Consider the following 5155-nt stretch of genomic DNA (forward strand, 5'->3'; position numbering starts at 1 on the left):
CAGTTTTAATCCAACTTCTATTTCTTCAATTTCTGCTTTAAATTCTTTATCCACTTCCAACTGATCTTTTACAGTCTTGCAGGCATGCAATACGGTTGCATGGTCCTTGTTTCCAATCAGCTGACCGATTTTGGAAGAAGATGTTTCTGTATGTTTCTTTGCCAGATACATGGCAACCTGACGTACTTGTACAACTTCACGTTTACGGGTTTTTGTATGGATAGCTGAGGTGTCAATCTTGTAGTGAGCACAAACCTTTTCGATGATATCATCGATGGTTACAGCCTTAACTTCAGCGCAGCGTACAGCTTTACGGACAATACGTTGAGCCAAATCCAGGTTGATTTCTCGTTTTAACAAGATAGATTGTGCCAGCAGTGAGTTGACAATACCTTCCAGTTCACGCACGCTTTCGTTGACGTTTTCCGCAATATAGCAGATCACTGATTCTGGAATGGTCAGTCCATCCCGGCGGATCTTGTTGCGCAGAATGTTCTTGCGCAGTTCGATATCCGGTTTTTCCAGTTCAGCCACCAATCCCCATTTGAAGCGTGTCAGCAGTCGGTCTTCCATCCCTTGCAGCATAACGGGAGCACGGTCGGAAGTCAATATCAGTTGCTTGCCGTTCTGATGCAGATGGTTGAATATGTGGAAGAATGTGTTCTGCGTTTTGGTAACACCCGCAAATTCCTGAATATCATCAATGATCAGGACGTCAATCGTCTGATAGAAACTGATAAAATCATTGAAATGATTTGTTCGTACTGAGTCAGTATACTGTACCTGGAACAGATGTGCTGAAACATACAACACACGTTTCTCAGGATAAAGTTCTTTGATACGGGTACCAATCGCATTGATCAGGTGTGTTTTTCCCACACCAGACGGACCATACAGGAAGAGCGGGTTGAAAGTTCGCGCCGGATTCTGGGCTACAGTTTCAGCCACGGTTCTTGAGAATTCGTTGCTGGTACCTTTGATGAAGTTTTCAAAATTGTAATTCGGGTTCAGATGCGGATCCAGATCTTGGGGAGCCGCAGCTTGTAATGGGTTGGGCGCCTTGTTGGCATTGTGTACAGGCGCTTGAGGAGGCAAAGCAGATGAACGCTTTGTCCCTTCCATATTGACGGTTATGTGGTTTGTCTTGTCGGTAAGAATGGAATACATCAACTCCGTACCTTCACCTATTTCTTTATAGATGGCGGCACGCAGCAATCCCACATACTTTTCTTCCAGATATTCATAGAAGAAAGGACTGGGGACGCCAATCGTCAATGCCTTATTCTCGTATTTCAAAGGTACGATAGGCTCAAACCAAGTCTCAAAAGCTCTTGCATTGTTGATGTTGTCTTTAATGAAGTTCAGACAACGGTTCCACAACACAATTGCTTGATTATTTTCAATCATACGTGCGTTATTATTTAATAAAGCGAAATTTCTACGTTTGCAAATTTCGGAATGAAATTTCAGAAAAACAAATCCCTTTTTGCTTGCTTTTTCTGAATGTATTATAAATGTTTGGTTTTTAAAATGTTACAAATGTGTTAAAGACTCTTTTTGTGAGTTGACTCTTGTTTTTTTGAAACTTATTGTTTCTCAAATGGTTATCCTTTTGTTTCTTTTTAGGGAAGAAGACTGATGAAATTGGCTTATCTTCTTATTATCAGTTTTTTATAATGGTTGTAATAGAAGATAAGCCAATTCTTTATTATTTAGATAAATTCTATATAGTGTATTTCTTACTTGTCTTTCTTGCCAAAAAGAGAGAAGTGTACGTAGCGTTTGGGATGTTCCTGCAAATCCTTAAGCAGACTGGCCGCGTTGGCTGAAGTTGCGTTCAGATTGTTGTATAGTTCAGGATCATTCAGCAACAATCCGAGTGAATTGTCCTTGCGGTTCAGCTTGTCGGTCAACAGGCGTACATTTTGCAGGGTTGAATCGATTTTTGTAAAGGTTGCTGCATAGTTTACATTCTTCAGATTGCCGCTGATCACCTTCAGGTCTTCAGTGATTGCCGTAACGTTTCCGGTTAGCTGTGGAATATCGTTGCTCATCAGAGTGTGTAGCTGGCGGCTGGTTGCGTTCAGAGAAGCTGTCAGCTGTTCTGCGTTATGCAGAGTTTTGGCTAAAGCCGGATCTGCCAGCAACGTGTTCAATGAACTCAGGATAGAGTCCATCTTAGGCATCATTTGTGTCAGTTTGGGGAGCAGGTCCTTTTCTGCAGCTCCCATGATTCCTTCATTGGCTTCTCCCACCAGCGTGTCTCCCGGATTGTAGTATTCCTGACCTTCGTGGTTGAGCAGCATATTCATTTTGACGGTTCCCAGCATTTCAGTTACCAGTTCTGCACGGCTCCCTTTCGGAATGCGCATTGCCTGATCCATTTCAATACCCACAACAACGTGGCCGGGCTTCTGGTAGTTATATTGTATGTCACGCACAAGTCCTACTTTCAAGCCGTTGGCAAATACCGGGCTTGAAGTAGCCAGTCCGTTGATGTTGGTGAATTCCACATAATAATAGCTTTCCGGCTTGAACATATTAACACCTTTCAGGTAGTTGATTCCGAAAAAGAGGATAAGCAGCGAGGCTATTCCGGCTAAACCTATTTTTACTTCTTTCTTCATGTCTTGATTATCTGTTTTGTTTAAACTCTTTAATTGCTTGGTTAATATTCATTTTTTTTCCGTTCTTGAAAGCAATGATAAATGCATCCTTGAACTTGGCATCCACCTTGGTCTGTTTTAGTCGGAGGATATGGTTGTAGTCCGTGTCTTCTCCGTATGTATATTTAACGATACCGTTTTCCTTATAATGGTTTACGGGTGAAAGTCCTTTGAATTGTTGGCTTCTGGCTGGAAGAACGCGGTCGGAAGTCAGAATCTGTATTTTGAATACAGGCTTTTCTGTGCGGTTGTTCCGGCTGGAGGCTTTGGTTGCCGGGGTAGAAATCTCAACAGGAGCAGCGGCGCTTTCGACTGTCTCAACAGGAGGGAGAGACTCTTCTGTCAGGTCCGCAGTGAGAACATCTGACGCTGATTCTGTTGCAGGCTCATCTTCAGCCGGGAAAGACTGGCTGAGAGGCTTTCCGGCATTGAATCCCTGTTCCTGTTTGTATCGCAGGAATGCCTGGTAGATGCTTTTTGCCAGAGTGGATGTTCCGTTGGATGACAGCAGGTATGCTTCTTCTGTCGGGTTGGAAATATATCCCAGTTCAACGAGTACGCTGGGCATAGAAGTTGCCCTCAATACCAGAAATCCGGCCTGATGTACTCCTTTGTCAACCCGTTTGCTGACCCGGAACTGCTTCTGAATGAGCTGAGCGAAGTTGACACTTTGTTTCATATTCTTGTCCTGAAGAAACTCAAAGATAATGTAGCTTTCTGACGAATTGGGATTAAATCCTGCATATTGCTGCTTGTAGTCGTCCTCGATCAGGATCACCGAGTTTTCTTTCTTGGCTACTTCCAGATTTTCTTCTGTACGGTGCAAACCTAATGTGTAGGTTTCTGCTCCGAATACCTGACTTTTTCTGGAAGCCACGGAGTTGGTATGGATGGAAATAAACAAGTCTGCTTTGGCGTTGTTGGCTATTTCGGCACGGCGGTGCAGGGGGACAAAAACATCGTTTTTGCGTGTATAGACCACCCGTGTATCACTACAGTTGTCCTGTATCATCCGTCCCAGTTTCAGGGCTACATTGAGATTGATATTCTTTTCCCGTCCTTTCCGGCCAATTGCTCCAGCGTCATTCCCCCCGTGTCCGGCGTCAATGACAACGGTAAAAGTTTTGCCGTTCTCAGCCAACAAATGGATTGGGAATAAACAAGCCATCAGGCAGAACCCAATGATATATAGTATGTTGAATTTAGATGTCCGCATAATTTATTTACGGGTACAAAGTTAATAGTTTTTTGGTTATCTCGGCTTGTCGTATATTAATAAATGTGTATTTCGGGAAATAACGCCCATAAAAACAGGGAAAAAAGCAAGCGGTTTGCTCGATTTTGCCTATCTTTGTCTGAATCGTTATTGAATAATAAAACAGATATAGAATATGACACTGATTGACGGAAAGGCTATTTCTGAGCAGGTGAAGCAGGAGATAGCAGCCGAAGTGGCTGAAATAGTGGCTAAGGGCGGCAAGCGTCCTCATCTGGCTGCTATACTGGTTGGTCATGACGGCGGTAGCGAGACTTACGTGGCAGCCAAGGTAAAGGCTTGTGAAGTATGCGGGTTCAAGTCGAGTCTGATTCGTTTTGAGGCCGATGTAACGGAAGATGAACTTCTGGCGAAGGTACGTGAACTGAATGAAGATCCCGATGTGGACGGATTCATTGTACAGCTTCCCTTGCCGAAACATATTTCAGAACAGAAAGTGATTGAAACGATTGATTACCGCAAAGATGTGGATGGTTTCCATCCGATCAATGTCGGACGTCTGTCAATCGGTCTGCCCTGTTATGTATCAGCAACTCCCAATGGCATTCTGGAATTATTGAAACGTTATCATATTGAGACACAGGGAAAGAAATGTGTTGTGCTGGGGCGTAGTAACATTGTGGGCAAGCCGATGGCTGTGCTGATGATGCAAAAGGCATATCCGGGAGATGCAACAGTGACCGTATGTCATAGCCGGAGCCGTAATCTGGTGGAGGAATGCCGGGAAGCTGATATTCTGATAGCTGCCATGGGCCAGCCCAACTTTGTTACGGCCGATATGGTAAAGGAAGGAGCCGTTGTGATTGATGTCGGTACGACCCGTGTTCCGGATGCAACCCGCAAGTCCGGTTTCAAGCTGACTGGAGATGTCCGCTTTGATGAAGTGGCCCCGAAGTGTTCATTCATTACGCCTGTACCCGGAGGAGTAGGACCGATGACGATTGTGTCGTTGATGAAGAATACCTTGCTGGCCGGAAAGAAGGCTATTTACCAGTAATTGGAAGGTGAACAGATTCCGAATATACAAACTCCTGTTGCCGATGGTCACCTGGCTGTCGGCAGCGGGAGTTTTTGCTAAGGGGGCCGACTCTCTGTCTCTACTTTTTATAGGTGACCTGATGCAGCATCAGGCACAGCTTGATGCTGCGCGTATGCCGGACGGAAGTTATGATTATACAGACTGCTTCCGTTGGGTGAGTCCGGAATTTGCAAA

At 44.4% G+C, this 5155-nt stretch carries 4 protein-coding genes and 1 pseudogene; 2 read left to right on the forward strand and 3 right to left on the reverse strand.

Annotated features, from left to right (window positions below; all coding sequences use genetic code 11):
- From dnaA to BACCOPRO_RS16565, 3 genes are all read right to left on the reverse strand, one after another.
- Positions 1–1407: chromosomal replication initiator protein DnaA (gene dnaA / locus BACCOPRO_RS16555; RefSeq protein ID WP_008145413.1), on the reverse strand; the 1407-nt coding region annotated here is incomplete at its 3' end.
- Positions 1408–1739: 332 nt separating this feature from the next.
- A complete protein-coding gene (locus BACCOPRO_RS16560) occupies positions 1740–2627 on the reverse strand; it encodes an MlaD family protein (protein ID WP_008145415.1) in 888 nt (295 codons plus the stop codon).
- Positions 2628–2634: 7 nt separating this feature from the next.
- Positions 2635–3834: an N-acetylmuramoyl-L-alanine amidase family protein gene (locus BACCOPRO_RS16565; RefSeq protein ID WP_373920412.1), complete on the reverse strand. Its 1200-nt coding sequence runs from the start codon at positions 3832–3834 to the stop codon at positions 2635–2637.
- A gap of 223 nt (positions 3835–4057) precedes the next feature.
- On the opposite strand from BACCOPRO_RS16565, the gene folD reads away from it, so the two are divergent.
- Both folD and BACCOPRO_RS16575 read left to right on the forward strand, forming a co-directional pair.
- Positions 4058–4939 (forward strand): bifunctional methylenetetrahydrofolate dehydrogenase/methenyltetrahydrofolate cyclohydrolase FolD, encoded by an 882-nt coding sequence (gene folD, locus BACCOPRO_RS16570; RefSeq protein ID WP_008145419.1) that lies wholly within the window; start codon positions 4058–4060, stop codon positions 4937–4939.
- 7 nt (positions 4940–4946) lie between these two features.
- Positions 4947–5155: pseudogene (locus BACCOPRO_RS16575) on the forward strand (CapA family protein); the annotation flags it as partial.

Source organism: Phocaeicola coprophilus DSM 18228 = JCM 13818 (genome assembly GCF_000157915.1).
Taxonomy (GTDB): Bacteria; Bacteroidota; Bacteroidia; order Bacteroidales; family Bacteroidaceae; genus Phocaeicola; species Phocaeicola coprophilus.

Excerpts from the sequence above, each read along its gene's own strand:
- BACCOPRO_RS16560 (WP_008145415.1), bottom strand. The coding sequence starts at position 2,627 with ATGAAGAAAGAAGTAAAAATAGGTTTAGCCGGAATAGCCTCGCTGCTT.
- folD (WP_008145419.1), top strand. The coding sequence starts at position 4,058 with ATGACACTGATTGACGGAAAGGCTATTTCTGAGCAGGTGAAGCAGGAG.
- BACCOPRO_RS16565 (WP_373920412.1), bottom strand. The coding sequence starts at position 3,834 with ATGGCTTGTTTATTCCCAATCCATTTGTTGGCTGAGAACGGCAAAACT.